Source organism: Thioclava sp. F36-6 (assembly GCF_002020305.1).
Taxonomy (GTDB): Bacteria; Pseudomonadota; Alphaproteobacteria; order Rhodobacterales; family Rhodobacteraceae; genus Thioclava; species Thioclava sediminum.
Window position 1 is genome coordinate 1322216 of record NZ_MPZX01000001.1, and the last position, 23924, is coordinate 1346139.

Annotated in this window: 20 protein-coding genes; 8 read left to right on the forward strand and 12 right to left on the reverse strand. The window is 68.1% G+C overall.

The features are described from left to right. Nucleotides 1-107: 107 nt before the first annotated feature. Together BMI88_RS06100 and BMI88_RS06105 are read left to right on the forward strand one after the other, a co-directional pair. Entirely contained in the window at nt 108-1232 is a 1125-nt protein-coding gene (locus BMI88_RS06100; RefSeq protein WP_078546856.1) for a DUF6456 domain-containing protein, read from the forward strand. Between the two features lie 292 nt (nt 1233-1524). After that, nucleotides 1525-2418, forward strand: a complete 894-nt coding sequence (locus tag BMI88_RS06105; protein WP_078546858.1) for a hydrogen peroxide-inducible genes activator — start codon at nt 1525-1527, stop codon at nt 2416-2418. A 54-nt stretch (nt 2419-2472) separates the two neighbouring features. Here the strand turns inward: BMI88_RS06105 and BMI88_RS06110 are convergent, their stop codons facing one another. Beyond that, a complete protein-coding gene (locus BMI88_RS06110; RefSeq protein WP_078546859.1) occupies nt 2473-3021 on the reverse strand; it encodes a peroxiredoxin in 549 nt (182 codons plus the stop codon). 264 nt (nt 3022-3285) lie between these two features. Between BMI88_RS06110 and lipA the strand changes: the two genes are divergently transcribed. Further along, on the forward strand, nt 3286-4236 hold the full coding sequence (gene lipA / locus BMI88_RS06115; RefSeq protein ID WP_078546861.1) for a lipoyl synthase: 951 nt from the start codon (nt 3286-3288) through the stop codon (nt 4234-4236). 49 nt (nt 4237-4285) lie between these two features. On the opposite strand, the gene BMI88_RS06120 is transcribed toward lipA, so the two are convergent. From BMI88_RS06120 to BMI88_RS06165, 11 genes are all read right to left on the reverse strand, one after another. Beyond that, complete coding sequence (locus BMI88_RS06120) at nt 4286-6259, reverse strand: acyltransferase family protein (RefSeq protein WP_078546863.1); 1974 nt, start codon at nt 6257-6259, stop codon at nt 4286-4288. Next, nucleotides 6256-8271 carry an HAD-IIIC family phosphatase gene (locus tag BMI88_RS06125; protein ID WP_078546865.1) on the reverse strand — a complete coding sequence of 672 codons (2016 nt, stop codon included), beginning with the start codon at nt 8269-8271 and terminating at the stop codon, nt 6256-6258. The genes BMI88_RS06120 and BMI88_RS06125 overlap by 4 nt, the downstream gene beginning before the upstream one ends. Next, the gene (locus BMI88_RS06130) at nt 8268-9275 is read right to left on the reverse strand and encodes a glycosyltransferase family A protein (protein WP_168173950.1); all 1008 of its coding nucleotides are present in this window, start codon (nt 9273-9275) and stop codon (nt 8268-8270) included. Before BMI88_RS06130 ends, BMI88_RS06125 begins: the two co-directional genes overlap by 4 nt. Further along, nucleotides 9272-10162, reverse strand: coding sequence for a polysaccharide pyruvyl transferase family protein (locus BMI88_RS19480; RefSeq protein ID WP_146673483.1), 891 nt, complete (start codon nt 10160-10162; stop codon nt 9272-9274). The genes BMI88_RS06130 and BMI88_RS19480 overlap by 4 nt, the downstream gene beginning before the upstream one ends. Continuing rightward, nucleotides 10159-11376, reverse strand: coding sequence for a glycosyltransferase (locus BMI88_RS06135; RefSeq protein ID WP_078546869.1), 1218 nt, complete (start codon nt 11374-11376; stop codon nt 10159-10161). Before BMI88_RS06135 ends, BMI88_RS19480 begins: the two co-directional genes overlap by 4 nt. Further along, nucleotides 11357-12511, reverse strand: a complete 1155-nt coding sequence (locus BMI88_RS06140) for a glycosyltransferase (protein ID WP_078546871.1) — start codon at nt 12509-12511, stop codon at nt 11357-11359. Before BMI88_RS06140 ends, BMI88_RS06135 begins: the two co-directional genes overlap by 20 nt. Continuing rightward, entirely contained in the window at nt 12508-14004 is a 1497-nt protein-coding gene (locus BMI88_RS06145) for a hypothetical protein (protein ID WP_078546873.1), read from the reverse strand. The genes BMI88_RS06140 and BMI88_RS06145 overlap by 4 nt, the downstream gene beginning before the upstream one ends. Nucleotides 14005-14069: 65 nt before the next feature. After that, entirely contained in the window at nt 14070-14687 is a 618-nt protein-coding gene (locus tag BMI88_RS06150) for a colanic acid biosynthesis acetyltransferase WcaF (protein WP_146673484.1), read from the reverse strand. Further along, nucleotides 14680-15996 (reverse strand): O-antigen ligase family protein, encoded by a 1317-nt coding sequence (locus tag BMI88_RS06155; protein ID WP_078546877.1) that lies wholly within the window; start codon nt 15994-15996, stop codon nt 14680-14682. The genes BMI88_RS06150 and BMI88_RS06155 overlap by 8 nt, the downstream gene beginning before the upstream one ends. Continuing rightward, a complete protein-coding gene (locus tag BMI88_RS06160; RefSeq protein WP_168173951.1) occupies nt 15993-17174 on the reverse strand; it encodes a glycosyltransferase in 1182 nt (393 codons plus the stop codon). The genes BMI88_RS06155 and BMI88_RS06160 overlap by 4 nt, the downstream gene beginning before the upstream one ends. Beyond that, nucleotides 17164-18405, reverse strand: a complete 1242-nt coding sequence (locus BMI88_RS06165; RefSeq protein WP_078546881.1) for a glycosyltransferase — start codon at nt 18403-18405, stop codon at nt 17164-17166. The genes BMI88_RS06160 and BMI88_RS06165 overlap by 11 nt, the downstream gene beginning before the upstream one ends. A 303-nt stretch (nt 18406-18708) precedes the next feature. Between BMI88_RS06165 and BMI88_RS06170 the strand changes: the two genes are divergently transcribed. The 5 genes from BMI88_RS06170 (at nt 18709) to BMI88_RS06190 (ending at nt 23923) form a co-directional block, all read left to right on the forward strand. Then, nucleotides 18709-19386, forward strand: a complete 678-nt coding sequence (locus tag BMI88_RS06170) for a hypothetical protein (protein WP_078546883.1) — start codon at nt 18709-18711, stop codon at nt 19384-19386. Beyond that, nucleotides 19383-21956: an HWE histidine kinase domain-containing protein gene (locus BMI88_RS06175; protein ID WP_078546885.1), complete on the forward strand. Its 2574-nt coding sequence runs from the start codon at nt 19383-19385 to the stop codon at nt 21954-21956. The genes BMI88_RS06170 and BMI88_RS06175 overlap by 4 nt, the downstream gene beginning before the upstream one ends. A gap of 115 nt (nt 21957-22071) precedes the next feature. Next, nucleotides 22072-22326 carry a hypothetical protein gene (locus BMI88_RS06180; protein ID WP_078519256.1) on the forward strand — a complete coding sequence of 85 codons (255 nt, stop codon included), beginning with the start codon at nt 22072-22074 and terminating at the stop codon, nt 22324-22326. A 91-nt stretch (nt 22327-22417) separates the two neighbouring features. Beyond that, nucleotides 22418-23065, forward strand: coding sequence for a DUF3047 domain-containing protein (locus tag BMI88_RS06185; protein WP_078546887.1), 648 nt, complete (start codon nt 22418-22420; stop codon nt 23063-23065). Between the two features lie 96 nt (nt 23066-23161). Beyond that, nucleotides 23162-23923 carry a DeoR/GlpR family DNA-binding transcription regulator gene (locus BMI88_RS06190; RefSeq protein ID WP_078539379.1) on the forward strand — a complete coding sequence of 254 codons (762 nt, stop codon included), beginning with the start codon at nt 23162-23164 and terminating at the stop codon, nt 23921-23923. Nucleotide 23924 lies beyond the last annotated feature (1 nt).

Here is a 23924-nt window from a genome sequence, read left to right on the forward strand (position 1 = left end):
GAATTCTTGCTGGCGTCCCGTTTATTAACGAACGGGTAACCAAAGCAACTCACGGTTGTTACCGGACGGACTCGTCGCGCGTTTCGCGGCGCAATCTGGGGGACAATATGACTTCGATCGCACCGGCCCCGGCGGAGCTTCCCGCCTGGCTGCCCGAACATGCCCGACTCTATCTGCGCCATGTCGAAGAAGGCGTTCCGATACGGGCACTGGCACGGGCGGAAGGGTGCGCGGCCTCGACCATCCTGCGCCGTGTGCGCCGGATCGAGGCGCGGCGGGAGGATCCGCTGGTCGATGAGGCGCTCGAACGTCTTGGCCGCGCGGCCGGACCGGGCGCTGCCAATTATCCCGAGGCTCCGATGACGACCGTGCTCCAAAAGGACACGCCCATGACCGCTGCTTTCCGCCCCTCTGAGACGCCCGCCGATGAAGACCAGCTGCGCCGCGAGACGCGCCGCATTCTGCGCCGCCTGGCCGAGCCGGGTGCGCTCCTGATCGTGGGGCGCGAGATGGACAAGGCCGTGGTGCTGCGCGGCACGGTGCGCACGGCCGTGCTGGAGCGCGCGGTGGCGCAGGCTTTCGCGCTCAAGGACTGGATCGAGGTCGCCCATGCGGGCCGCGTCACCAGCTACGAGATCACGCAGGCGGGGCGCGCGGCGCTGAAACGCGTGCTGGAGGAAGAGGCCGCAGCACGCGGCGAGACCGCCGCCAATCCCTTCGCCGCCCAGCATGGCGAGTTCATCCACGAGACGCGTGCCGACGCGGACGGGCATCAGCGCCGGGTGCGCGCCAATCTGGCGGAAAGCCCGCTCGCGGTGCTGGCGCGGCGGCGTGACAAACAGGGGCGGCCGTTCCTCGGCGCCGATCTCGTCGCCGCAGGGGAGCGTCTGCGCGAGGATTTCGAGCTGGCGCAGATGGGCCCGCGCGTGGGGCAGAACTGGGAACGGTTCCTGACCGGCGGCGGCGGGCGCGGGCAGTATCGCCCCGAGCTGGCGATGGGCGGCGGCTCCGACACCGCGCGCGAGCGGGTGGCGCTGGCGCTGCGCGATCTGGGGCCGGGACTGGGCGACATGGCGCTGCGCTGCTGCTGCTTCCTCGAAGGGCTGGAGACCGCGGAGAAGCGGCTGGGCTGGTCGGCGCGCTCGGGCAAGATCGTCCTGCGCATCGCGCTGCAACGTCTCAAGCGGCATTACGACGACACCTATGGCGGGGCCAGTCCGATGATTGGGTGAGCTTCGGTCCGGGCGTTCTGCTAGAGCGATCCGGACGCTCTCACGCGGCCAAATCCTCAATGCCTAACAGTCCGTTAAAGTTAAGGTGTTACCTTAGCTTTGCTTCGCAAGACTCTGATAAAATGCAAGAAAGGGCGTGAAATTTTCTCGCGCCCTTTCCTTTTGTCGCTGGTCCGCGTCCCGCCGGGCATGGCGCGCACTCTCAAGAGTTCTCTTCTTGGCATGAGCGACCCATGCGAAAATGATATAATACAAAGTTGTATATTTTTTCGCGTGGCGATAATCGAAAATTATGAACATCACGCTTCGCCAACTCACCTATCTGCGGGCGCTCGGTCAGGCGCGCTCTTTCTCGCGCGCCGCTGAGATCGTCCATGTCAGCCAGCCCGCGCTCTCGGTGCAAATCCGTGAGCTTGAGGAGCAGGTGGGCCAGCCGCTGGTCGAGCGCCGCCCGCGCGATGTGCGGCTGACGCGAGCCGGGCGGCGGGTGCTGGAGACCGCCGAGCGGGTCGCGGGCGAGTTGCGCGATCTGCAGTCCGAGGCGCGGCGTGGGCTGGGGCAGGTCAATCTCGGTGTGATCCCGACCATCGCGCCCTATCTGCTGCCTGCGTCCCTCGCGGGGCTGCGCGCGCAAGGGGGGCTGCGGCTGCGCGAGGCCACGACCGAGTCGCTGCTGGCCGAGATCGCCGAGGGGCGCCTCGATGCTGCGATCATCGCGACGCCCGCGCCCGAACTGTTCGAGACACCGCTGTTCGAGGATCGCTTCCTGCTGGCCGGGACGCCGGATCAGTTGACCATGGTGCGCGGCCTCAGCCCGCAGGCGATCGACCCGGATCAGCTCTTGCTGCTCGATGAGGGGCATTGCCTTGCCGATCAGGCGCTGGCGCTGTGTGGGCTGACGCGGGCGGCGCAGCGCATCGATCTGGGGGCGTCCTCGCTGACCACGCTTTGCGCGCTGGCCGGACAGGCGATGGGGCTGACGCTGGTACCCGAGATCGCGAGTCTGCAGGAAACTCGCGCGTTCCCGACGCTCGCGCTCAGCCGGTTCGACGAGGAGCCGGCACGGACCGTAAGGCTGGTCCGTGCCCGCGAAGTTTCCGATGCCGAGGCGTGGTTCGACCCGCTCGCGCAGGTCTTGCAAAAAGCGGGCGAGGGGCTGGTCGCGCAGGCGCGCAGACGCTTCTGATCGCCGTGCGCCCCGATCCGTTGGTAGCCGGCCCGATTACGGGCCGGCATAGGATCACGCCGCCGCTTCGGCCTTGGCGTCAACCAGCCAGTTCATGACGGTCTCGGGCGAGGACACGCCATAGGGATCCGCGCCGTGGTTGTCTTCAAGGCCGGGCTCCTCGAACCAGGCTTCGACCACGCCGTCATTGACGACGGCCGCATAGCGCCACGACCGCAGACCGAAGCCCAGATTGTCCTTGCGCACGAGCATGCCGACGCGGCGGGTGAACTCGCCCGAACCATCGGGGATCACCTTGACGTTCTCGAGGCCCTGCGCCTTGGCCCACTGGTTCATCACGAAGGCGTCGTTGACCGACAGGCAGTAGATCTCGTCGATTCCCTGCTCGGCGAAATCGTCGAATCCCTTCTCGAAACCGGGCAGTTGGTAGGTCGAGCAGGTGGGGGTGAAGGCGCCGGGCAGTGCAAACAGCACCACGCGCTTGCCCGCGAAGTAATCCGAGGTGGTCTTGTCCTCCCAACGGAAGGGGTTCGGCCCCTCGATGCTGTCATCGCGCACGCGGGTGTGGAAGGTCACTTCGGGCAGTTTCGAACCGGGAAGCATGGGAGGTCTCCTTTGTCGGTTGGGGAGGTTGCGTTTTGGAGAATGTCCTGACTAGCGGATGTCCCTTTCGGTCACAATCGCTGACTTTGCAGATGCAGCATCCGCCGCGCGACTTTGCAGTCTTTGTCTTGATGGTGATCCTGACCGCCGCTTACGCGCAGGTCAGCCGCGCGCGATGTGCAAGGCTGCCTTCGGGCTTGCGCATTTGCATCCGACACGCAATCGGCTTATGTGACGATCAACCGCACTCCGAAAGGATGGATCATGCGCGATCTCAAGATGCCCGGTGAACGCCACCCCGAAAAGGCGCATCGCGCCGACAATGCCCAGCCCAAGAAACCCGATTGGATCCGCGTGAAAGCGCCGGTCTCGGAAGGTTACAAGAAGACGCGCGACATTCTGAAGACCAACAAGCTGGTCACCGTCTGCGAAGAGGCAGGCTGCCCGAATGTCGGCGAATGCTGGAGCCAGGGTCACGCCACCATGATGATCATGGGCGAGATCTGTACCCGTGGCTGTTCCTTCTGCAACGTGGCCACCGGTCGCCCGGACGCGCTCGACGTGTTCGAGCCGGGCCGCGTCGCCCATGCGGTCGAGACGCTGGGCCTGAACCACGTCGTGATCACCTCGGTCGACCGCGACGATCTGGACGATGGCGGGGCGGAGCATTTCGCCCAGACGATCCGCGCGATCCGCCACCGCTCGCCCGACACCACGATCGAGATCCTGACGCCGGACTTTCTCAAATGCGAACCCGCCGCGCTGGAGAAAGTCGTCGAGGCGCGCCCCGATGTGTTCAACCACAATCTCGAAACCGTGCCGGGCCTCTATCCCGGTGTGCGCCCCGGCGCGCGCTACTTCCACTCGCTGCGTCTGCTGCAGCGCGTGAAAGAGCTGGACCCGTCGATGTTCACCAAATCGGGCATCATGGTGGGTCTGGGCGAAGAGGCCCCGCAGGTCCGTCAGGTGATGGATGACATGCGCTCGGCCGATGTCGATTTCCTGACCATCGGTCAGTATCTGCAGCCGACGCCGAAGCACCACGCGGTGATGCGTTTCGTGACCCCGGACGAGTTCCGCGATTACGAGAAAGCGGCTTACGGCAAGGGCTTCCTGATGGTGTCCGCCACGCCGCTGACCCGCTCGAGCTATCACGCGGGCGATGATTTCGCCCGGCTGCGCGAGAACCGGCTGAAGAAGCTCGGCCTGAGCTGAGCGCGCCCATCGCGATCTGAACGAACCCGGCCCTGTGTGGCCGGGTTTTTCATTTCTCCAGCCGCGTGAGTTTTTCGTCCAGACCGAACAGCGTGCGAAATCCCAACGCGTCGCGTGCGCCCAAGGCCCGCGCGCCTTGGATGCTCAGATGGCCCGCATCGCGGTAAAGCGGCGTGCCGGCTTCCTCTAACGGGCAGGTATCATCCGGGCAGAGAATGCCGATCAGGTCCAGAACCCTGACCCCCGCAATCGCCTCCAGCCCGTCGAGCGCCGCGAAGGCCTGCGCGCGATAGGCCCGTGCCTCCGTCTGCCGCATCTCGCAACGCGCGCGGGGGCCAAAGCTGAGAAGCCCGCTCTCCGCCCGTTCGCGACAAGCGAAAAAATTCGTGCCGACGGACGGGGGCGGGCTGACCACGACGATCTGACGGTCGGGGCGGGCGATGGCCTGCACAGCCGCGTGCAAGGCGGCGCGGCCTCGGGGGAAACTCATCGCCACGGGGATGATCCGACCGCGCTCCATCGCGAGGCCCTGCGGTTCAGAGCCGAGGATCTGTGCGACGGGGCTGGAGATGACGACGCGGGTGATCTCGGGATGGGCTTGCAGATAGGCGATGATTGCGGCGTTCGAGCGGATGCAGCCTTCGCCCCAGATGGCATCCTGACCGACCTCCGGCTGTATCTGGGACAGTCCGAGCACCGGCGCGCAGGCGGATTTCGTGGCCTGCGCGATGGGGCCGATCTCGGGCGGCAGGGTCGCGGCCAGCTGCATCGCGTAGCTGTCGCCCCATAGGAACGTGGTCGGGTGCGGGCCTGTCGTGCACAGCGCCTCCGACTCGAACGCCCCGGTGAAGTCGCAGCCCGGCGCGATCCCGGTATTCGCGGCCCCGAGGGCGAGGTAGTCGCGCGGAGGCGTGCGCAAGCCGGGCAGGGCGAGGGCTATCAGCCACAGCGCCGCCGTCCCGCCAAGCGCCAGCCCCGCCGCGCGCGGCCAAGAGGGCAGCGGCGCGCGATGCAGCGGCCGTTCGATCCCGAAATGCAGGAGATGAGCGAGCCCCAGCGAGAGCACGATCAGACTCAGCCGCAGCCAGAGCGGCAAAGGCGCATCCAGCCACGCGTTGCGCGTCAGCGCGAAAAGCGGCCAATGCACGAGGTAGAGCGCATAGGAAATCCCGCCGAGCCACAGCAGCGGTCGCATCACCCAATGGCCGCCATTCATCCAGGCGGGCCGCGCCGCGATCACAAGCGCCGTGGCCCCGACCACGATCACCGCGTCCAGCCCCGGATGTACCGAGCCCCAGCCCGCACCCGGCGCGACAGTGCAGACCGCCAGCAATACGGCCAGCGCCACGGGGCTGAGCAGGCGCAGCCAGTGTCCGGCACGCTTTGCGATCTGCGGCTCGAACAGCATCACCACTGCCCCGGCCATCAGCTCCCACGCCCGCGTCGGCAACAGGAAAAAGCTCGCAACCGGGCTGCGCGGGGCCAAGACGAGGCAGGCGGCGAGGCTGACCGTCAGTGCGCCGATCAGCAGCTTCGGCCAATGCCTGCGCGGCGTAATCAGCATGGCGAGGGGCGTGACGAGGTAGAACTGCTCCTCCAGCGACAGCGACCAGCTATGCAGAAGCGGGTTCAGCTGCGCGCCTGCGGTGAAGTAATTCACGCTCCGCCATAGCGCGATATTCGAGATGAAGCTCAACGCCGCCCCGAGCGTGTCGAGGAACCGCGCCATCTCGGCTTGCGACAGCAGCCAGAGCGCGGCCACAGCGGTTGCGAGATAGACGGCAAAGGCCGCAGGCAGCAGGCGTTTGGCGCGCGACAGGTAGAATGTGCGCAAGGAAAACCGCCCCTCCGCCAGCGCGCGCGCGATCATCCCGGTGATCAGGTAGCCCGAGATCACAAAGAAGATGTCGACCCCGAGATAGCCGCCCGCGAGGGGAAGGTCCGCGTGATAGAGCACCACCATCCCCACGGCGAGCGCGCGCAGCACCTGAATGTCGCGCCGATAGGGCAGACCCGCGCTCATGCCGAGGCCTGTGCGGGGATCGCGCGCAGGTCGGGCGCGATGTCGAGGGTCAGCCAATCGGGGATCAGATCGGGCCGTGGCTCCTCCGCCGTCCAGATCCCGTCCTGCAGCTTGAAGCCGTTCGCGGCATAGACGTCGCGGCAGGGCGCATTGAGGGGGCTCTCGTTGATCCGTCCGTGCAAGGGACGGCGTCCCGGGCGTGCCGCCAGCGCGGTCTGCAACAGCGCCGTCTCGATCCCGTAGTCGAAGGCCCGGCAACTGAGAACGAACTGGGTGATTTCACTCGCCTCGGCTCCATCCGCGATCACGAGCGCGCTCACGATCCCCATCGACCCGAACCTGTCACGCGCTTCGGCGATCAGAACGCGGCGGGAAGGATGGGATAGCTCCTTGGCCGAGATCGGAACCTGCGTCGTGTTGAACTGATTGGTGCGCGCGATCAACTCACCCACCCGGGGCAGATCGCGCCGTTTGGCGGTGCGGATCGCGACCCGCAGTCCAAGCTGGCGATAGGCGGCACCGGGGTCTTCGGAAGGCGTGGCGACATAGGCCTGCCGCGCCGCCCGCGCCTGATAGAGCGTGGTGCGGTCGGAACCCGCAAACGCGGCGCGCTGAACGGCCCAGTCGTCCAACAGTTGCCACGTCTCCGGCGCGTTCGGGTCAAGCGCCAGCAGCCCCGGACACCCGGCTTCGGCCAGCGCACGCTCATCGGCGCGATCGTCGAGAAAGACGAAGCTCTCGGGCGCGAGGTTCAGCCGCGCCGCGATCTTCGCGATATTGCCCGCCTTCGGCGCCCAGTCGATCTCGCACGCGACGAAATCGGAGGCCCGCAGTGCGGCACCCCGCCAACTGACATTCGCCGGATCGTTCTTCGAGGCCACCGCAAGCAGTACCCCGCGCGCTTTCAAACGCATCAGCAGGGCCTGACGGTCGTGGTGATGGGTGATCGGACCCTCGCCGATCTCACCGGCCCAGAGCGTGTTGTCGAGATCGCTCACCACCAGCTTGCGCCGCGACAGCTGATGCGCCGCACGGCAGGCGCGCAGATAGGGGCCGGATGCAAGAGAGGCCGCAAGCGCCGTCGGGTGCAGATCGCCCGCCTCGAAGAGAACGCGCCCCGCCGCCGCTCCCAGACGATGCGCCTCTGCAGCCTCCGGGATGCGCAGAACCGGGCGCGCCGCCCGCTGCGCCAGCGCGTCGAGCCTTGCGTTCAGCCACGCCGCCACGCGGGCCCGCCTCCGCGCGCCGATGCGATCCGTCACCGCACCGCGCCAACCCGAAGCCTGCCGCGTGCCCGAGACGTCGTGCAGGTAAATCGGGGCATCGGTCCCAGCGAGGAGGTGGGATAGCGTCATCTCCACCTCATCCAATGCGGCGCGCAAGCCGGGCAGGTCGCGCGCCATCGGGCGCAGGAGGGCACTGGGCGCAAGGGCGCGCGTATAGCTTTGCGCGAAGCCGAAACCGAAGGGTGCGTAGAAGAGCAGATCGACCGGGCCAGCCCGCTCCAGCGCGCGGCGCAATTCTGCCCCGTCGCGCTGGGCGCAGAGATGCGGCGTGATCGCGATGCCCTCCGCCGCCGCCGCGATCTGGAGCTGGGTCGCGATGTCCCAGATCAGGCAATCCCCGATGAACAGCACCCGCAGCGCATGACCGGGCGGTCGGGCCAGCGTCTCGGTCAGGTGTGCCAAGCCTTGCATGAGCGTGGTGCTGGCTGCTTCGGACAGCACCGGGCTGAGCCTGTCATGCCAGCGTGCGGCGAGCGTCGTGTCGCAGCCCGCCGCTGTCTCGGACAGCCGCGCGGCACCATATGTCAGCTTCAGCCATCCCGCCAAAGCCGTGAAGCCCTGCGCGGCCTCTCCCTGCGCGAGGTGATGCGCGAGCAAGGCGCAGCCCGTGCGCGCCTGCTGCAGGGCCGCAGGGCCCGGCGCCTCCGCCAGCACCTGCAAATCTCCGGCAAGGGCGTCGACTTGCGCGAGGATCGCACGGGACAGCTCCAGCTCCCCCCCGTTCATCGCGCAGCCCTCCGAGGTTTCAGTCGCAACCACGCGGTCAGCAGCCAAGGCGCAAGCGTGATCACCAGCGCCTTCGTCCAGAGCGCTTTCGGCGCGACCTGCCAATCCACCTGCGCCAGCCGCGCGAGTGCCAAGTCCCGATGGCCCGCATTCGCCTGCCAGATCACCGCATGCAGGCAGGAATAGGCGTGAAACCGCGCCGCGCTCCGCCGTCGCGGCAAAGCGATACGTCCGCGCGCGATCCAGTCCGCGAAGGTCTGATGCCAATGCGGCACCTCGCCTTGATGCGCGCGCCAGCCGCTCGCGCCGTCTTCGATGTGGTAGCGGGCGACGGCGGCGGGGAGATAGGCAAACCGCGCCTCGCAGCCCAGCCGAAACCACGTGTCGCTGTCCTCGCCGACCGTGACGCCTTCGGGAAATCCGCCCGCGCGGATAAGCGCGCCGCGGCGGATCATCACCGAGGAGGCGGTAACCTCTGGCCCGCCCCGAACCAGATGCGCGAAGTAATCGCTCAGGAAAAGCACCGGGGCCTCGGCAAGCTCAGGCGCGGACAGACTATCTAGCCCCGCATGGCACACCTCGCCAAAAATCACCTCCGCCCCCGGGATCGCCCGCCTCGCGCGCTCGAACGCGTCCAGAGCACCGGGCAGATAGGTGTCATCGGCATCGAGAAAGGCGATCCAGTCGCGCCGAGCCGCCCGCATCCCTGCATTGCGCGCGGCACTCACACCGCGATTGTCCTGCCGGATCAACCGAATGGTAAGCGGCGAACGCGCGGCGATCCGCTCCACGAGTGCGGCGCCCTCGTCGCTGGAGCCGTCGTCGATCACCACCACTTCGGCGGGCGCAGGCCTTTGCGCCTCGATCGAGGCGAGCGTGCGCGCGATGAAGGGCGCCTTGTCATGCAGCGGGATCACCACGCTCAGATCGGCGCAGCGGTCGGGCCCGGCGCTGGGCGTACAGAGGCGGGGCGTGCGGTCCATCCTTGGCGAAAGCGCGGTCATGCGAAGGCGACCTCCTCGGCGAATTGGGTAAAGGCGCGGGCCAGTCCGGCGATCGCGCCGTCGATAGCATCTTGCGGGGCGCAGCTCGCGAGGGCGCACAGATCGGCGAGGCTTTCCGAGCCTGTAAGCGCGACGGGGGTCCAGACGTGCCGGGCCACCGCGCTGGCGTAATCGTCGAATTTGAACCGCCCGCCGATCAGCCCCGGCGCAGCCAGCCAGATTGCGGGCAGGCCAAGCGCATCCGCCGCGATCAGCCCGTGCAGCGAGGCCGAGGCGATGCGTTCGCATGTGGCGATCTGCGCGATCACCTGCGCCGGCGGCGCGGCGGGCGAGATCACCCGGATCGCCGCCCCGTGCCGCGCTTTCAACGCTGCGAATTCCGGCGCGTCGAGATGGGCGTGATGGGCCACAAACCCGAAGGCATGGGTCGGCGCGGGCAGGGCGGGCCGTTTCTCGGTCCCTCCAACGAGAAGCCGCGTCGCGTAAAGTCCGGGATCGCCGAGGGTCACGCTATGGCCCAGCCCTTCGACCCGGTCCCGGCTCAGCGCGCCGCGCAGCCCCACGATCCGCGCCCCGGTGAAGCGCCGTCTGCTGCGCGCATCGATGAACCCGGAGCCGAGGATCGTGCCGCGATAGGTCTCGCTGAGATGTTCGAGCACCGATCCGGTCGCGGTCAACTGGGCGCGGTCGGGATAGGCATGGACCGGGGTGAAACCGTGATGGCGCAGGATCGCGGGCGTCAGCAGATCGCCGAAATTCAGCGTCTCGCGAAACCAATAGGCGTTGAGCCCGTTGCCCCGTGCCAGCGCAAGGCCCTGCTGGGGTAGCCGTTCGGCGAGGTGATAGCTCATCAGCCGGTCGATCCGGTGGCGCAGCATTAGGCTCATTCGCCCGCCCTCCCGATGAGGCTGGCGATACGCTTGGGGTCTTGCGGCGCTGCTGCGCGGGTGTTTCGTGCAGCCTCCGCATGCAGGGCCGCGGCCTGCCTATAAAGCGCCGCCATCTGCGCCCCGACCTGCGGCCAGAGATAGGCCCGGGCCACAAGCGCCCGCCCGCGCGCGCCCATCGCTGCGCGCTCGGCCGCGGTGGTGGCGCCAAGCGCCGCAATCGCGCCGCCCAAGCCCGCCAGATCAGGCGCGACCCACCAGCCGCAGCCCGCCTCGGCCAGTTCCGCCCATGGGCTTCCGGTCGTGGCGATCACGGGACGTGCGGCGGCCAGCGCTTCGGCCACCACAGTGCCGAAATTCTCTGTATGGCTCGGCAGGATCAGCGCATCTGCCGCAGCGATTTCCGCCTGTTTCGCAGCACCCCAGACCGGCCCTGCGAGGGTGATGCGTTCTGCTGCACCCCGCTCGGCGGTGCGCGCGCTAAGCGCCGGGGTCAGGCCGTCCTCGTCGGGGCCTGCGATCCGCAGCTCCCAATCGCGCGGCGCGCAGGCGGCGAAGGCGCGGATCAGCGTGTCGAGGTTCTTCACCCGGTGCAGCCGCCCGAGAAACAGGAGGCGTTTGCGCCCATTCGGGCTGCGCGTCCGGGTCGGTGTACCCTCCGGTGGCAAGGCGATCCCCAGCGGAATCTGCGCGATCTGTGCGCCGCGGCAGTGGCTTGCGACCGCCTCCGCCTCGGCCTGTGAAGTGACGTGCAACAGCTCGACCCGCGCCAGATCGCGGCGCTGATACAGGTGCCACGCGAGGTCTTTCTTGCGCCGCTTATGCGCCCGCGCCCATGGCAGCAGCATCCCGTGCGGGCTGACGATCCGGCCCAGCCCCAGATCGGACGCGAGGCGCAGCCCCGCATGGTTCAGCGGGTCCCACAGTCCATGGCTATGCACCACGAACCGCGCGCCGGCCCGCACTTGCGCGCGCATCCCGGCCATCGCCCGCGCGAGCTGCGCGACGTTCGGACCTTGCGTGGGCGCGACGCGCAGGCAGCGCTCGGCGATCTCCGCGTCCGGGTCGAAGGCACGGGTCAGAAAGCGGCTCGCGATGCCCTGCGCCGCAAGCGCCTCCGCCAGAGCGGGCGCATTGGCGGCGATTCCACCGGCACTGCGGCGCAGGTCCGGCACGACATGCAGAACGGTGATCTCAGGCGGGGGAGAAGTCATGGGAGAACTCCGGTTGGGGCGTCGGGTCGGCAGAGAGATGGTCCGCAGCCGCGGTCGCGAGGGCGGCGGTGAACCGGGCAGGGGCGAAGCGCGCGACGTCGGCCTGCACGGCGGCGCTGAGCCGGGATTGCAGGTCCGGGTCGCGCGACAGGGCCAGCAGGCGGCGCGCAGCCTCTGCCTCGTCCGAGAAGCGGCAGTCCGGGGCGGAGACGATCTCGTCCTGCCCGGTTCCGCGCGGCACCAGAGGGATCATCCCGCTCGCGGCCATCTCGGCGGTGGCGATGCCGAAGGCCTCCACCTCGCAGCAATTCAGCCCGTAGCGCAGCGATCCCAAAAGCGCGGCTTTCGCGGCACCGCTCTGAGGGGGCAGCCGTTCGATCCAATTTTGCCCTGCGATCAGCGCGCGGATCCGGGCCGTGTAATCGGGCGGCCCGTCGGGCCCGGCGATCACGAGCCTGCCGCGAAACCCTTGGGCACGAGCGCGCGCGACGATGGCGATGGCCCGCTCGATCCGTTTTTCCGGTGCGATCCGCCCGAAGACGAGCACATCCTCCCGCCGCGCCGCCCAGTCGCGGATTGGGCCGGGGACGGCGGCCAGCGCCACCGGCGGGGCGATCACGCGGACCCGGCCGGGGCAAAGCGGGGCACTCGCCGCCGCCAGCCAATGCGAATTGGCGATCACGGTGTCATCGGGGCGCGGGCGCAGGGCGGGGCCGTCGATCACGCGGCGCAGGAGCTGCGCGCGCGCGCCCGTTTGCCCTGCCAGCGCGGGATGCCAGTCGCGGGCAGAGAGCAGATGCAGCGCGGGCGCATTCCAGCGGCGGGTGCCAGACAGCGAGACCCGTAGATCGTAGTCCCGCCCGAGCGCTGTCAGCGCCCGGTTGAACCGCGCGGCCTCAAGCGTGCCGATGCGGCTTCGCGCGGGAAGGGTGAGCACCCGTAGGTCGCCGGGAGAGAGATCGGTGCCCGCCAGCGCGTTGAGCGCGTCGCAATCGAAGCCGCCACGCGTGACGAGGGTCAGATCGAACCGCTCGCGCAGCGCCACGAGGGCCCAGGCGGCCGCGGCCTCCGCTCCGCCGCGCCCCCAGATCGCATGGGCGAGCACGGCGCGCGGTTTTTTTGGTGGCACGCTCATGTCAGACCCTCCGCCGGGCGGCGTCGCAGCAGGGCGGTCAGCCGCGCGCGTTCCGGCGCGCTCAGCCCCAGCCGCCAGCTTGCCCCGAGCCAGAGTGCCGCGCAGAGCCCGAGGCTTAGCGCCAGCCGCGCCGCACCTTCGGGCAACAGTCCCTGCACCAGCGCCGCGCCAAGCGCCACGGGCAGCGCGCTCGCCAGCACCGGGATCAGGGTCTCGTGCGCCCAGCGTGTGGCGGTGCCGGGGGAGAGGCGAGTCAGAAGCATAATCCGTAGCGCGGCGATCGCCGCAGTGACGGCGAGGGCGACCCAGAGGGCTGCGCCGATTTCGCCACTCGTCCGACCGGCGATGAAGGCGGCGGGCAGGCTCATCACCGCCAGCGCCGCGCCCCAGCCCTGCATCCACGCGATGCGACCGCGCGCGAGAAAGGCCAGGCCCAAGCCCGCGCTCAGCTGATCGAGCGCGAGTGCCGCCAGCATCAGCCGCACCACCAGCACCATCTCGGGGCTGCTGCGCCCCAGCCAGAGCGTCAGCAGCGCCGGGGCGTTCACCGCCATCGGGATCGCCGCCCCGAACGCGATCAGCGCAGCGATCCGGCTGGCGACCAGCGCGCCGGTAATGCTGCCGTCAGAGCCTCTTGCGGCATGATTGGCATAGATGCGCGGGGCCAGAACCTGACGCGTGGCTTCGGCGAATTGGCGTAAAGCGGCGGGGAGTTGGTTGCCCAGCCCATAGGCCGCACTCGCGACGGGACCGCCCAGCGCCGCCATCAGAAGAACCATGCCCTGCGCCCGCGCACTCGCCGCCAACCCGCCGAGAACCGACCACGACAGGAGCGCGGCCTGACCGCGCGCAGGGCGGATGTTCAGGATCCAGCGCAGATGCAGCTGCGTCTCGGGCAGGGATTGGCGCGCCCGCCACGCCCCGGCAAGCGTGGCGCTCAGGCTCAGCCCGGCGGAAAGCGCGGCGAAAGCGGCAAGTGGCGGCGTAGTCTGCCCGATCAGAAGATAGGCCACCGGGATCAGCGCCACCGCCCGCGCCAGATCGAGCGCTGCGAACAGCCCGAAGCGCTCGTGTGCCTGCAATGCGGCCTCATAGGGCGCAAGCGCGATCGCGGCGACGCTCGCCGCCAGAACGCAGAAGAAGGCGACCTGGGCCTGATCCGCCAGCGCGGGGGGCAGATCGAACAGCCCCGACAGCGCGTGCGGACCAAGAAGCGCACCGATTCCCGCCACGCCGAGCGCGATGCGCAGATGCAGCCCGATCAGCGCGTTGAAGAGACGCGGGCGCTGAGCCAGCGGCGCAAGGGAGAGCGCCCGCAGCGTCGTGCTTTGCAGGGCGCCGGTCACAATGCTCGCGATCAGAGCCAGGGCAAGAGCTGCGAGATAGGCGCCCATCGCTTCGATCCCCAAAGCGGTGAGCGCAAAGCGGGTGCTCAGAAACCGCGCGACCAGCCCGCCTGCGATCTGTCCCCATGCGATAGCCCCATTGCGCATCGCACGCGACGGAGGTGTTTGTGGTGAGGAGGAGGGCAAAGACCGGGGGGACAATACGGAGACGCTCATCGGACAGCTCCTTCCGACGATACGCCATCCGATGCCGCGCGCGGGCCGCGCCCGTCTCCGGCGCTGACATCGCCCAAAACGACGACACGCGGCGGCACGATGGCGCCGGGGCGCAGGACGCGATGCGCCGTGACCCATGCGCTGTCGCCGATCTCGATGGGCCGCGCGAAGAAGCGGAAATCGCCGCGCGCCCAGTCATGGCTGCCGGTGACGATGCGCACCCCTTGGCTGATGCAGACATGTGCGCCGATCCGCACCGGGCCGGGGTTGTCGATCCACACGCGCTCGCCCAACCAGACATGCGCGCCGATCTCCAGTAGCCACGGGTATTTGATCGTGACGCGTGGCTTGCAGACGAGGCCGGGGCCCACTTTCGCCCCGAACCCGCGCAGGATCGCCGCTTTCGCCCGCGAGGGGATCAGGGCGAGAAGCGCCGATTGGAAGAAGAGCGCATTGACCAGATACCACGCCACACGCCAGCCAAAGCCGCGATTGCCCGCGATCACCGGGCGGGGGAAGCGAGACAGGTCCTGCGTGGCGATCGGCCGGAAGGGACCTTGCCGGGAGGAGGGGCCCGGTTGCGGCGGGACGGAGAAGGGCATGGCATCAGGCATTGGAGCGCACCGCAGCTTGGGGGAAGCGTACCCGGACGGCTTCGATCGCGCCTGCCACGCTCGGGCTGAGCCGCGCGGGCTTGAGCCGGGTGCGAATGCGTTTGGCCAGCGCGGTCGTCATCCCCAGCGCAGTCCAGAAGGCGGGGGTGGCGGCGCCTCCGGGCGAGAGCAGCCATGCCTCGAACTGCGCATGGGTGAAGAGTGCCGCGAGATAGCCCAGCAATAGCGCCATCAGCACCCGGTCGCTGCGGCGGCGCGCATGCCGGGCCGCGAGAACCGCGCCGCGCGTGATCAGGAGCAGCATTCCGGTGAAGAGCGCCGCCCCCGCAAGCCCGACCTCTTCGATCAGCGCCAGCGCCGAATTGGTCTTCTCGCGCCCATAGTGCGACGCACTCGCCGACAGCGCGTAGTCGTCGAACCCGTCGGAGACGCCGAAGCCCAGCCCGAACATTCCGCCCGCGCGCGCACCCTCGAGCGTGGCGGCCCATGTCTCGGCGCGCGAGGCGATCAGGGTCTCGGTCTGTGCGGAGGCCTTGAAGAGATAGCGCTGTGTCAGCGTCTCCGCCCGGTCCGGGAAATAGAGCCACAGAAGCGACAGCACTGCCCCGAGCGTTGCCGCCGCAATCGCCAGCCGCTTGAAGCCGCGTCCCAGAAGAAAAGCCGCGATGAGTGCCGTGAGCGACAGCAGGCTCGCCCGCGACAGGCTCATCAGCACCAGCACCGTCAGGATCAGTGCCACGGCCCGCCAGAACAGCCGTCTCTGTCGCCCGATCCGGCGCTGGGCGAGCCGCCACAGCGGCAGTGGCGCGACGGTCACGATCATCAGGGCGAGGAAGTTGGAATTGGCGCTCAGCCCCCGATAGAGCGAGATATCCGCGTTCATCTCGACCGTGCCGAAGCCCGAACGCAGCCCCCCGATGCCGGCGAACAGCACCAGCGCCAGCAGCGGCCAGAGGATCGCAAAGAGATCGCGCCGCCGCGTGTGCTGTGCCCAGGCAGCGCCCGCCGAGGCGAAGGCCAGCGCGGTCAACGCGTAGGTCGCGGCTTTCGGCCCGCTCAGATGCGGAACGCTCGACCACAGCGCAGACAGCGCCGCCAAGCCCAGCAGCGCCAGCCGGAAATACATCCCGTCGCCCGGTATCTTGCGCCACAACCGCCCATTGAGCAGAAGCGCGAGGACCAGCCCCCCCATCACCGCCCAACGCGCGCCGGGTCCGAAGATCATGTTGACATAGATGACGCTCGGCGCGGCGGTTGCGGCGATGCCGAGGCCCAGCAACAGGCCGCGTTTGCGGATCGCGAGCCTCATGCGCGTTCCGCCTTGCGGTTGGGCGCGGGCGCGGAGCTGGCCTCGCGCACGGTTTTCGGGGCGTCGTGCGTCACCCGCTCGGCCAGCGTGCAGAGCTGGCTTGCCCAATCCGCGCTCGACCAGCCTGCGATGGCCGCAGGCGCATCGGCCCGCATCCGGGCGCGCAGATAGGGATCGGCGCAGACGCGGGCCAGCGCGGCGTGCAATGCGCCGGCGTCGCCCGGCGGCACGATCAGCCCGGCCTCGCGCCCGCCCAGCAGGTCGGGCACCGCGCCGCAGGCCCCGCTTGCCACGACACCGCAGCCCGCAGCGAGCGCCTCGCCGATCACCAGCCCGAACGGTTCGGCGCGGCTCGGCAGGACAAGGCAATCCGCGGCGGCGAGGTGATCGCGCAGCGCCGCCCCTTCGAGCCGCCCGCGCCACAGGATACGGGGATCGCGTGCGGCCGCCTTCGCCAGTGTCTCGCCAAGCGGCCCGTCGCCCGCCACGATCAAACGCGCCTGAACGGCGTTGAGCTGCGCGAAAGCGTCCAGCAGCAGGTCCAGCCCTTTCTCTGAGGCGAGCCTTCCGAGGAACATCAGAACCGGCGCATCGGCTGCGATCCCGAGCCGCGCGCGCATCTTCTGCCGCCCGTCAGGGCCGAGGGTGCGAACGTGGCGCGCGATGGCGGCGGTGTCCGAACTCATCCGTCCGGGTAAGATCTTCTCGGGCGGCACGCCTTGGTCGCGAAGATAGTCGGCAGCGCGCTGGCCTGCCGGGCAGAACCCGTCGATCATCGCGAGGATTCGACGCTTGAGCACCGCGCGCACCCCGCGGGCGGGGCTGATCCATGTGTCGCTCAGCGCGATGATCCGCGCGCCAGAGAGTTTGCCTAGGACGATCGCGGCCAGCACGGGGATTTGTGCCCAACCGGCGACGAAAATGACGTCGGGTCGCGTGCTGCGGATCTCGCGCCAGAGCGTGACGAGGGCAGAAAGACGCTTCGCGGGCAGGACGGTTTCGGGCGCTATGTTCGCCCAGCTCTGCGTGGCCGCCGCCGAGACATAGCGAACGGTCAGGCCCGCAGGCCAGCGCGCTGCCAGCGCGGCGGTCATCGCGACCATGTAGGGCGCGGGCTCGATCAGCACCGCGAGTGCGGGGCCGGGACGGGCTTCGGGGCGGGCAGGTTCAACCAACAAGGCGGGCCTCCTGCGGGTAAGGGGCGACGCGGGCGCATGCGGTGTGCAGCACTTCGGACAGTGCGCGCGCATGGGCGTCCCAGCTGGTATGATCGCGGGCGAACCGGGTGCCGGCGCGCGCGATCTGGCGCCACTCGGCACGCGGTCCGGTCACCAGGGGGCGCAGCGTCTCGACCAGCGCCCCGACCGAGCGCGGCGCGACCAGAAAACCGGTCTCGCCGTGGCGCAGGAATTGCGCCGGGCCTTGGCCCTCGACGCCGATGCAGAGCGCGCCAGCGGCCATCGCCTCGAGATAAACGATCCCGAACGCCTCCCGCCACGACGGCAATACGAAAATGTCGCTTTGTCTGAGGCTTGCGAGCACATCTTCATGTGGTTTCCGACCGGCGAGGGTGACCCGATCCGCAAGCCTCTGCCGCGCGATCTGGGCAGCGAGATTGGCACGCTCGGGCCCGTCGCCGATGATCGTCAGATGCCATCGTGCGTCCCCCTCGCGCGCAAACCGTCCGAGCGCCGCGATCAGCAGGTTCACCCCCTTTGCGGGATGCAGATTGGCGACGCTCACCAGCCGCAGGGGAGCCTCGTCCGGTAGCTGCGGGGGCGGACGGTCGGGCGCGGGATCGACCCCGTTCCAGACCACCTCGATATGATCCCCACGCCCGGACAGATCGGTCGCGAAGCGGCGCAGCGGTTCGCCCACCACCACAAGCCGGTCGAGCCCGCCCAAGGCGTCCCGAAACCGCTCGGCCTGCCCATTGGTCCAAAGATACCGCCAATTGCTGTTCTCGCCGTGCAGCACGCCGACCACAGGCAGTCCCAGCCGCGCGGCCAGCGACTGCGCGGCTGGTGCGAGGGTCTCTGTCTGTACCAGGATCACATCGGGACGGCGCGCGGCGATCATCTCGTCCGCCAGCGCCGTGAGCGCCCGGTCGAGCGTACGATTGGTCAGCTTGCGCATGAGCCCGCCCGGCAAGGTCGGGTAGCGCGCGAGCCGGATCTCCTCGATCTCGGGGAAGCGCGCCGCCTCGATCTCGCCGCGATGCTCGGGCGATGCGAGCCGCGCCGTGCCCGCAGGCGTCCGCCCACGCAACACGCCGACCCGGACGCGGAGACCCTGCCGCGCGAGCGCCCGCGCGCTGTCGGCGACGAAGCGGCTCGGCCAGCCGTCGGGACGGTTCGGAAACCACGGGGTCAGCATCAGAATGTCGAGCGATGCGCCGCTGATGATCACAATCCCACTCCTTCACTCGGTTCGCGAGGTCGGGAGGCGACGGGGCGCGCGCTTGGTTGACCTCGCGTTAACCGTCGCGCAAGCGAGGTTAATTTGAGGTTAATGGTCGAAAGCATTGCCTGCGGGGGGCGGCCAGAAGGGCGGAGAGGGCGCATCGGAGAGCGGACCGCGTGGCCCTGCGCACTGCGAATTCCCGCGCGCGCGAACCGGAATCTGCTATTCTGGTTCCCATAAAGAAACCTTTGCCGAGGTCCGGCGTTAAAGATATTCCAGTTTCTACGACACGCCGCAGACGGGTTTGTAATGACCAAGATTCACAGGCCCGCGCCTTCGCATGCGGTGTCCTTCCGACAAATCCTGAGACACGAGACCGCCGCCGCGCATGAGGCGGGGGAGGCGCAATTCTCCAGGTTCTTCGCGGCCCCGGAGCAGAAGCTGGGTTGGTTTCTCGCAGCGCAGGCCGAAGGGCTTGGCGTCTTGGCGCGCCATGCGGCTCCCGGCGCGCTCTGCGCGGGATTGCTGAGCGATTTGCTCGACCGGCTCGACCGGGATCTGGCGCGGCTGGGCCGTCCTGTGCGCCCGGTGCCGGACATGATTTCCAGGCAGGGCCTGCTTGACCCGCTGGCGGTCGACTATCTCGTGCTGGGCTCGCGGCTCGGGACGCAGGTGATCGACCGCAAACTCTTCGCCGAGACCCCGACCGAGGCCAAACCGCTTTATTTTCAGGCCCCCGCCGCCGGGGCGCTGTGGAAACGGCATTGCGCGACGCTCGATGCGCTGAGCCCCGCAGACCCGCGCGCAGCCCGTGTCGTCGCCGATGCGACGCGGGGTTTTTATCTTTTCGCGCAGGCCGTGCAGGCGCAGGGTGCGGGCACAAAGTCCGACGCTCTCGCACCGGCGCTTGCCTCCAATTCCATTGACCATCCGCGGCCCGGCAGGATCGCGACAGCCACCGATTTGACGCCCAAGGAGCCGACGTGACGTCCGATACCAGCCCAGCACCGAGCCAGCGCCCCGTCGATTTGACCGATTGCGACCGCGAGCCGATCCACCAACTGGGCCGGGTCCAGAGCTACGGCGCGCTTCTGGCGCTCTCGAGCGACTGGATCGTGCAGCATGCCTCGACCAATCTCGAGGAGATCCTCGGCATGTCCTATGAGGAGGCGCTTGGCCGCCCGCTGGCCGATCTGATCGTCTCGGACGGGTTCGACCGGATCCGCGCGAGCCTGCGCACGGCAGAGGGCGGCGAGACGGCGGTGCGGCTGTTCGGTGTGGTGCTGAAAGCAAATGGGAAGAGTTTCGACGTCTCGCTCCATGCCTCGGGGCCGTATCTGGTCGTCGAATTCGAGCCGAAGCTGGAAACGCGCGGGCGCGATGTGATGACCGATGTGTATCCGCAGATCGCGCGCCTGCGCCGCGACCGGGGGCTGGAGCGGCTTGCGCGTGATGCGGCGATGGGGCTGCAGGCGCTCTCGGGCTTCGACAGCGTGATGATCTACCAGTTCCAGCCCGATCAGTCGGGCAAGGTCATCGCCGAGACCCGAAAGGACCAGCAGCGCCTCTATGACGGGTTGCGCTTCCCTGCCAGCGATATCCCGGTGCAGGCGCGGGCGCTGTATAAACGCGCGCTTCTGCGGCTGATCGCGGATGTGGACGATCCCGGTGCGCCGGTGCTGCCGGGCGTCGATCTGAACGGGCAGCCGCTCGATATGTCTCTGGCGGTGACGCGGGCGGTCTCGCCGATCCATATCGAATACCTGCGCAACATGGGCGTCGGCGCGTCGATGTCGGTCTCGATCATGCGCGACGGCGAGCTGTGGGGGCTGTTCGCATGCCACCATAGTCAACCGCGCTACATCGACTACGAGCTGCGCACCGCGATCGAAATGTATGCCCATATGTTTTCCTATGAACTCAGCAAGTTCGAGGATGACGAGCGCAAGAAGGCGCAATCCGATACGGCCAGCCTGCAGCGCACGCTGATGGGGCATATGGCCGATGGCAAGGCGCTGTCGGAAAGCCTGATGGCCGTCTCCGACGAAATCCGTCTGGTGATCCCGCATGACGGGCTCGTCCTTTATGAGAACGAGGAATTCAGCGCGACCGGGACGACGCCGACCAAGGAGGAATTCGCGGGGATCGCGCGCATGCTGGACCGGTCGATCGGGTCTTCGACCTTCGCGACCGATCAGCTGGGGCGCGCCCACGAACCGGCCCGCGATTTTCCCGAACGGGCCGCAGGGCTGCTCGCCATTCCGATCTCGAAACGGCCGCGCGACTATCTCGTGCTGTTCCGCCGCCAGATCGCGGACACGGTCGAATGGGCGGGCGATCCCACGAAACCCGCGCAGCTTGGCCCGAACGGCGTGCGGCTCACCCCACGCAAGAGCTTCGAGGTCTGGCGCGAGACGGTCACCGGGCGCTCGGCCCCCTGGACGAACCAGCAATGCCACGCAGCGGAGCTTCTGCGCACGGTGCTGCTGGAGATCTTCCTCAAGATCACCGACGCGACCTCGGCCGAGCGCAAGCGCGCGCAGGAGCATCAGGAACTGCTGATCTCGGAGCTGAACCACCGGGTGCGCAATATCCTCAACCTGATGCGCGGGCTGCTGGCGCAGTCGCGCAGCTCGGCGCGCTCGCTCGAAGAGTTCACCGACAATCTCGACGGGCGCATTCAGGCGCTGGCGCGGGCGCATGACCAGCTTACCGCCGAGCATTGGGAGCCTGCCTCGCTGCATGGGCTGATTTCGTGTGAATTCGCGGCCTATGCCGATCGCAAGGCCGAGCGCGTCATCATCACCGGGCCCGATGCGCTGATCTCGCCACAGGCCTATACGACGCTCGCGCTCGTGCTGCACGAGATGGCGACGAATTCGATCAAATATGGCGGGCTGTGCGACAGCGGCGGGCGCGTCGAGATCGCGCTCTCCACCGATCACAGCGGGGGGCTGCTGATCGACTGGAAAGAGCGCGGCGGTCCGCCCGTCACCCCGCCGAAACGGCGCGGCTTCGGGTCGATCATCATCGAGAACTCGATCCCGCACGAGCTGCGCGGCGATGCCGAGATTTCCTACAAGATGACCGGGGTGGAGGCGCAATTCCGCATCCCGCCGACCACGATCGCGGAGCTGATCGATCAGCCTGGCACGGAGGGAGACGTTGCGGCCGCACCCGCCGCGCAGACCGGCGGCGCCTTCCGCCTGTCGGGGCAGGGGCTGGTGCTGGAAGACACGCTCATCATCGCGATGGATGCCGCCGGCGTGCTGGAGGATCTGGGCGCGCGCGACGTCAAGATCACCTCCTCGGTGGAAGGCGCGCTGACATGGCTGGAGGGCGCGCGACCCGATTTCGCAGTGCTCGACGTCAATCTCGGGGACGAGCAATCCGTGCCGGTTGCCGAACGATTGCACAAGATGGGCGTGCCCTTCGTGCTGGCCACGGGCTACGGGTCTGCGCCTGACCTGCTGGCAATCTACCCGCCCTGCACGGTCGTCCAGAAACCCTTCTCCTCCGACTCGCTCAGAGAGGCTTTGCAAAACGCAATTGCGTGACCCTACGCACAGAACTTCGATCATATCTGACGGTCCAATAACGATTTGACGTATCTGACATGTAAGTTTCCGTGATAATTCTGACCCCGCGGGACTGGGCAAAACGGGGGTCGCCATGAATGTGAGTGCCAACACGGTCGGCGGCAGCCGGGCCGATTTCACCGAGGACGAAATCGCGAAACTCCGCGCGGCGCTGCACACGCTCGGGAATGTCGCCAGTGTCTGCGCCTCCAGCGCCCGCCTCCTGCCGCGATTTTGCGAGGATCAGGCGGCACTCGGGATTTGCGATGGGCTGAGCGAGAATGCCGACATCGTCCGCGCCACGATGGAGGATCTGAAAGCGGTGCTGCGCCTCGACAGCCTTCAGTGACGGTCGTGGGTCTGAGCGCGCGACCCGAGCCGAGTGATCCGGCGCGGCGGTCCTTTGCGTAGCCCTGTCACCCAAGCAAGAGGAGAGTGCCATGCGCCGTCTGTCGATCGCCTTTCTCGTATCAAGCCTTTGCGCTGCGCTGATGCCGAGCCTCGCCCCGGCCTCGATTTTCGGCGGCTGGACCGAGCAGAGGTTTTCGCTGTTCTCCTCGAATGATTGGCAGCAATCGGCTAATGGCGTCGCGATGCGCTCGGACGGCTCGGTGTCGCTGATCTGGCGGGCGTTGCCGCAGTCCGATTGGGGCACGCGCAAGGCCGCGTGGCAGTGGTCGGTCAGCCAGAGCGTTCCGCCGACGCCGCTCGACCGCAAGGGCGGGGATGATCGAGACCTGTCACTTTATTTCGTCTTCATGCCCGAGGCCGTCGCCCGCGCCAATGAAGGGGCCAGCATCCGCAAGCTTCTGGCGGTGAAGGAAGCGCGCGTTCTGATGTATGTCTGGGGCGGCAAGCATGGGCGCGGGGCGCTGCTGCCCTCGCCCTATCTCGGCGCGCGCGGCAAGACGGTGGTGCTACGCCCGGCGGGAACCGGATCGCATTCCGAGAGCGTCGATCTGGCGCGCGACTACCAGCGCGCTTTCGGAGGCCAGCCGACGCAGCTTGTGGGGCTGGCGCTGTCGGGCGACAGCGACGATACCGACAGCGCGATCCGTGCCCGGATCGAGAGGCTGAGCCTGAACTGACCGCGCCACAGCGTCCCCGGTGATTTCACACAAAAACACTGCCAAGACATGACTTTGTCGGTAACCTGTGTCAGCAAGGCCCAAAAGGGGGGCAGGATGGCGCTCAATTTCCGACAGTCCGAAATTCTCGAGATCGCGCGCGACGAGGGCCGCGTCGTGGTCGAAGCCTTGGCCGAACGCTTCAATGTCTCGGTCCAGACGATCCGGCGCGACCTGACGGAGCTCTCCGAAGCGGGCCATCTGGAGCGCGTGCATGGCGGCGCGGTGATCCGCACCGGCGTGGTGAATTTCGCCTATGAAGAACGCCGCCGGATGAACGAGGCGGCAAAGGCGGCGATCGGGCGGGCCTGCGCGCAGGCGATCCCGGATAACAGCTCCATCGTGCTGACGCTGGGCACCACGACCGAGGCGGTGGCGCGCGAGCTTCTGCATCACCGCAACATCACCGTGGTCACGAATAACATCAACGTCGCCAATATCCTGCTGGCCAACGAGAGCTGCGATATCCTCGTCGCGGGCGGCAACCTACGCCGCTCGGATGGCGGGCTGGTGGGCGACCTGACGGCGGATTTCATGGGCGAGTTCAAAGCCGATTTCGCGGTGATCGGGACCTCCGCGCTCGATGCCGACGGCGACATGCTCGATTACGATCTGGCCGAAGTGCGCGTGAGCCGCCGGATCCTGCGGCAGGCGCGGCAGAGCTTTCTGGTGACCGACGCGTCGAAGCTGGAACGCTCCGCCCCGGTGCGGCTCGCCTCGCTCTCCGATATCGACCGGGTTTTCATCGATAAGCCCTTGCCGGATGCGCTCATGGCGCTCTGCGCGCAATGGGACACCGAGATCACCGTGGCGGGGTGAG

Excerpts from the sequence above, each read along its gene's own strand:
- BMI88_RS06100 (WP_078546856.1), top strand. The coding sequence starts at position 108 with ATGACTTCGATCGCACCGGCCCCGGCGGAGCTTCCCGCCTGGCTGCCC.
- BMI88_RS06105 (WP_078546858.1), top strand. The coding sequence starts at position 1,525 with ATGAACATCACGCTTCGCCAACTCACCTATCTGCGGGCGCTCGGTCAG.
- BMI88_RS06110 (WP_078546859.1), bottom strand. The coding sequence starts at position 3,021 with ATGCTTCCCGGTTCGAAACTGCCCGAAGTGACCTTCCACACCCGCGTG.
- lipA (WP_078546861.1), top strand. The coding sequence starts at position 3,286 with ATGCGCGATCTCAAGATGCCCGGTGAACGCCACCCCGAAAAGGCGCAT.
- BMI88_RS06120 (WP_078546863.1), bottom strand. The coding sequence starts at position 6,259 with ATGAGCGCGGGTCTGCCCTATCGGCGCGACATTCAGGTGCTGCGCGCG.
- BMI88_RS06125 (WP_078546865.1), bottom strand. The coding sequence starts at position 8,271 with ATGAACGGGGGGGAGCTGGAGCTGTCCCGTGCGATCCTCGCGCAAGTC.
- BMI88_RS06130 (WP_168173950.1), bottom strand. The coding sequence starts at position 9,275 with ATGACCGCGCTTTCGCCAAGGATGGACCGCACGCCCCGCCTCTGTACG.
- BMI88_RS19480 (WP_146673483.1), bottom strand. The coding sequence starts at position 10,162 with ATGAGCCTAATGCTGCGCCACCGGATCGACCGGCTGATGAGCTATCAC.
- BMI88_RS06135 (WP_078546869.1), bottom strand. The coding sequence starts at position 11,376 with ATGACTTCTCCCCCGCCTGAGATCACCGTTCTGCATGTCGTGCCGGAC.
- BMI88_RS06140 (WP_078546871.1), bottom strand. The coding sequence starts at position 12,511 with ATGAGCGTGCCACCAAAAAAACCGCGCGCCGTGCTCGCCCATGCGATC.
- BMI88_RS06145 (WP_078546873.1), bottom strand. The coding sequence starts at position 14,004 with ATGCGCAATGGGGCTATCGCATGGGGACAGATCGCAGGCGGGCTGGTC.
- BMI88_RS06150 (WP_146673484.1), bottom strand. The coding sequence starts at position 14,687 with ATGCCTGATGCCATGCCCTTCTCCGTCCCGCCGCAACCGGGCCCCTCC.
- BMI88_RS06155 (WP_078546877.1), bottom strand. The coding sequence starts at position 15,996 with ATGAGGCTCGCGATCCGCAAACGCGGCCTGTTGCTGGGCCTCGGCATC.
- BMI88_RS06170 (WP_078546883.1), top strand. The coding sequence starts at position 18,709 with ATGACCAAGATTCACAGGCCCGCGCCTTCGCATGCGGTGTCCTTCCGA.
- BMI88_RS06180 (WP_078519256.1), top strand. The coding sequence starts at position 22,072 with ATGAATGTGAGTGCCAACACGGTCGGCGGCAGCCGGGCCGATTTCACC.
- BMI88_RS06185 (WP_078546887.1), top strand. The coding sequence starts at position 22,418 with ATGCGCCGTCTGTCGATCGCCTTTCTCGTATCAAGCCTTTGCGCTGCG.
- BMI88_RS06190 (WP_078539379.1), top strand. The coding sequence starts at position 23,162 with ATGGCGCTCAATTTCCGACAGTCCGAAATTCTCGAGATCGCGCGCGAC.